This window comes from Salinisphaera sp. G21_0 (genome assembly GCF_017744115.1).
Lineage (GTDB): Bacteria > Pseudomonadota > Gammaproteobacteria > Pseudomonadales > Endozoicomonadaceae > Endozoicomonas.
Genome location: NZ_JAGHQW010000118.1, coordinates 1 through 4,576, shown reverse-complemented (window position 1 = coordinate 4,576; position 4,576 = coordinate 1). Strand labels below are relative to the sequence as shown.

Here is a 4,576-nt window from a genome sequence, read left to right as displayed (position 1 = left end):
CAACGGGCAGGAAAGGACATCAGAGTTCAACGAGGCCGTGGTCGCTTTGTTACACCGCGTGAGCACACAACAAGCTGACTTTAAACCACAGGAAATCGCCAACCTGCTGTGGGCCATGGCGAAACTGTTGGACAACGCTCAGGAGCAGACGCCAGAGTTCAACGAGGCCGTGGCTGCGCTGTTGCCCCACGTGAACGCACAGAAAGACCAATTTATTCCTCAGCATATCGCCAACCTGCTATGGGCCATGGCGAAACTGGTGGGCAAAGGGCTGGAGCGGACACCAGGTCTCAACAAGGCAGTGGCCGTGCTGTTGCCCCAGGTGAACGCACAGAAAGCTAACTATAAACCACAGGAAATCTCCAACCTGCTGTGGGCCATGGCGAAACTGGTGGACAGCGGGCTGGAGCAAACACCAGAGCTCAAAGATGCTGTGGCCGCACTGTTGCCCCACGTGAATGTACACAAAGATCAATTTATTCCTCAGGCTATCGCCAACCTGCTGTGGGCCATGGCGAAACTGATAGACAATGGGCATGAGCGAACACCAGAACTCAAAGAGGCCGTGGCGGCGCTATTACCCCACGTGAACGTCCACAAAGACCAATTTATTCCTCAGCATATCGCCAACCTGCTGTGGGCCATGGCAAAACTGGTAGACAACGGCTATAAGCAAACAGCAGAGCTCAAAGATGCTGTAGCCGCACTGTTGCCCCAAGTGAACGCACAGCAAGCTAACTTTAAACCACAGGAAATCGCCAACCTGCTGTGGGCCATGGCAAAACTGGTGAACAACGGGCAGGCGCGGTTACCAGAGCTCAAAGAAGCTGTGGACCCACTATTGGTGAACGTACAGAAAGCTAACTTTACACCACAGGAGATCGCCATCCTGCTATGGGCCATGGCGAAACTGGTGGACAACGGGCAGGAGCAGACACCAGGACTCAAAGAGGCCGTGGCCGCGCTGTTGCCACACATGAACGCACAGACAGACCAATTTATTCCTCAGCATATCACCAACCTGCTGTGGGCCATGGCGAAACTGGTGGACAACGGGCTGGAATCGACACCAGAGTTCAACGAGACCGTGACCGCGTTGTTACCGCAAGTGAACGCACAGAAAGCGAACTTTAAACCACAGGAAATCACCAGCCTGCTGTGGGCCATGGCAAAACTGGAGGACAACGGGCAGGAGCGGAAACCAGAGCTCAACGAGGCCGTGGCTGCGCTGTTGCCCCACGTGAGCGCACAGAAAGCGAACTTTAAACCACAGGAAATCACCACCCTGATGTGGGCCATGGCGAAACTGGTGGACAACGGGCATGAGTGGACACCAGAGCTTAAAGAGGCTGTAGCTGCGCTGTTGTTCCACGTAAACGCAAAGAAAGCTAACTTTATACCACAGGAAATCGCCAACCTGCTGTGGGCCATGGCGAAACTGGTGGACAACGGGCAGGAGCAGACACCAGGACTCAAAGAGGCCGTGGCCGCGCTGTTGCCTGGCGTGAACGCACAGAAAGACCAATTTAATGCCCAGGACATCGCCAACCTGCTGTGGGCCATGGCAAAACTGGTGGACATCGGGTACGAACAGAGACCAGAGTTCAACGAAACGGTGGCTGCGTTATTGACGTGCGTGATCGTACAAAAAGCCAACTTTAATCCACAGGAAATCACCAACCTGCTGTGGGCCATGGCGAAACTGGTGGATAACGGGCAGGAGCAGACACCGGGGCTCAACGAGGTGGTGGTCGCGCTGTTGCCACTCGTGAACGCACAGAAAGACCAATTTAATGCCCAAGGTATTGCCAACCTGCTGTGGGCCACGGCCAAACTGGGTGAACTCGTTGAGCTGAACGTGGCTACCTCTACGTTCGAATCGCTTGTCTGTCGAATCAGTGAGAACCCTCGGTTTTCGCAGAAAGAGATATTGATGTCTCTCTGGGGAGTCATGGTATGCTGTGCCAGGTTGGCTCTAGACTCCAATGCCAATAAAAATAACGTGTTTGAAAAGCACATGGATGACCTGTTTACCCGTCTGGAAAATACATTCCTGCACAATGAAGAGGATCAAAGCACCATTGCCCAGGCCGCCAGTTGGCTTGGCAGAGCGTGTCCGGTCGTCCGCCATTACCAGACAATCGTTTCAAAACATCAATCCAACTTCCGCAATCAACTCCAATTATGCATTCCATCTTTGAGGATTGAAGAAGAAAAGAGTCTGAACTCATTACCTCCGGTTGACCTGCTGCTGCCAGATCACAACATGGTGATTGAAGTTCAGGGACCCTCTCATTACGTGGGTGGTGATTTCAACACCAGGAATGGTTCGACTCTGCTGAAAATCGCACTGCTGCAAAAAGCAGGATTTGAGCTCATTGAAATCCCGGCTAACCAGCTTTTGAACAACGATTTAATGAAACCATATATTGATCAAATAAAGATCAGGACAGGCATCCCGCCACAGGGTCATGACTCTGTATCACTTAAAAGAGGGTGGACAGATGCTGCATACGTGACTGCCGAAGAACATCTAGCAGAGCAAACCAACCCGGCAAAGAGGAAGAAAACAGGCAGCCAGTAATCGCCTTCCTCCCATCATGACTCAAGTAAACTTTTCTGCAAAATGAACTTCTGGGCAGAACAGCAGTCTGCTTTTTATATTTTCATTAATTAATGAAATATAATTATGGATAGACGTTCTGCTGGTATCAGTGGTCAATACGCAAGATCAGGTAACGGTTACAACCAACCGAATGGCCATGCCCCTTCTTCAGGGCGTGGGCAATATAGACATGCCACAGTCAGACAGCGAGATAGTCACCCCCGCTCTACCCCGGGATGTAATGAATTTCACCATTCTTCCGGCACTCGCCCTTCTCAATATTTAATTCACCGTTCAGTCAACTCTGCTCAAGATTTTAATGTCCTCATCAAACCCGAAATAATGGATGATCTGGTGAGTAAATCGCATCGTTTCGGTCAACGCTATGATGGGAGAGATCACGGCCTGTATGCCAGTTCAGTTAAAAAATACACGTTAGCGGTTAAAAGACCGTTAAATCGATGGGAACAAAGCCAGCTGATGCGTTTGCTGCAAAATTTCACAGCAAGCCGGAGCTGGAATTGGCGAAGCCTGACGACAACACTGCATTCATTGACTTCAGCGGGTGTGTTTACCGTTCATAAACCCATGGATGCGCGAGTTAAGCATACTCAAGCTGCCTTATTGTCAGCGCTATTTGATTCAATAACATTTAACTGCAACCAAAAACCTGAAGCCAGGGGTATTGATGCCCAGGGTGTCGCCAACCTGCTGTGGGCCATGGCAAAAATGTTGGACAACGGGCAGGAGCGGACACCAGAGTTCAACGGTGCCGTGGTCGCGCTGTTGCCCCACGTGAACGCACAGAAAGACCAATTTAAGATCCAGGGTATTGCCAACCTGCTGTCGGCCATGGCGAAACTGGTGGACAACGGGCAGGAGCGGACGCCAGAGCTCAACGAGGCCGTGGCATCGCTGCTGTCCAATGTGAACGCACAGAAGAAAGGCCAATTTAATACCCAGCATATTGCCAATCTGCTGTGGGCCATAGCGAAACTGATGGACAACGGGCAGGAGCAAACACCACAGTTCAACCAGACCGTGGGCGGGCTACTGCTCCGAGTGAGGCCACAGAAAGCTAGCTTCAAACCTCAGGAAATCACCAACCTGTTATGGGCCATGGCGAAACTGGTGGACAACAAGCAGGAGCAGACACCAGAGCTCAAAGAGGCTGTGGCCGCACTGGTGCCCTGCGTGAACACACAGAAAGCCCAATTTAATCCCCAGGATATCGCCAACCTGCTGTGGGCCATGGCGAAACTGGTGGACAACGGGTACGAGCAGACACCAGAATTCAACGAGGCCGTGGCCGCACTGTTGCCCCTTGTGAACGCACAGAAACCTCACTTTAAGCCACAGGGGATCGCCAATCTGCTGTGGGCCATGGCGAAACTGGTGGACAACGGACAGGAGCGAAAACCACGGTTCAAAAAGACCGTAGCCGGACTGTTGCCCCTCGTGATCGGACAGAAAGACCAATTTAATGCCCAGGGGATCGCCAACCTGCTGTGGGCCCTGGCAAAACTGGTGGACAACGGGCAGGACCGGACACCAGATATCAACGAGGCCGTGGCCGCGCTGTTGCCCCTCTTGAAAGCACAGGAAGTGCAATTTAATGTCCAGGATATCGCCATCCTGCTGTGGGCCATGGCGAAACTGGTGGACAACGGGCTGGAGTGGACACCCGGACTCAACGAGGCCGTGGCCGAGCTGTTGCCCCAAGTGAACGCACAGAAAGCTAACTATAAACCACAGGCAATCACCAACCTGCTGTGGGCCATGGCGAAGCTGGTGGACAACGGGCTGGAGCAAACACCAGAGCTCAAAGAAGCTGTTGCCGCACTGTTGCTCCACGTGAATGCACAGAAGGACCAATTTAATGCCCAGGGTATTGCCAACCTGCTGTGGGCCACGGCCAAACTGGGTGAATTCGTTGAGCTGAACGTGTCTACCTCTACGTTCGAATCGCTC

General features: G+C 52.4%; 2 protein-coding genes. Both read left to right on the top strand.

Annotated features, from left to right (window positions below):
• Window positions 1-2,584: DUF1601 domain-containing protein (locus J7439_RS24845; RefSeq protein ID WP_209204742.1), on the top strand; the 2,584-nt coding region annotated here is incomplete at its 5' end.
• A 105-nt stretch (window positions 2,585-2,689) separates the two neighbouring features.
• Window positions 2,690-4,576, top strand: a 1,887-nt coding sequence (locus J7439_RS24840; RefSeq protein WP_209204741.1) for a DUF1601 domain-containing protein, incomplete at its 3' end; no start/stop codon positions are given.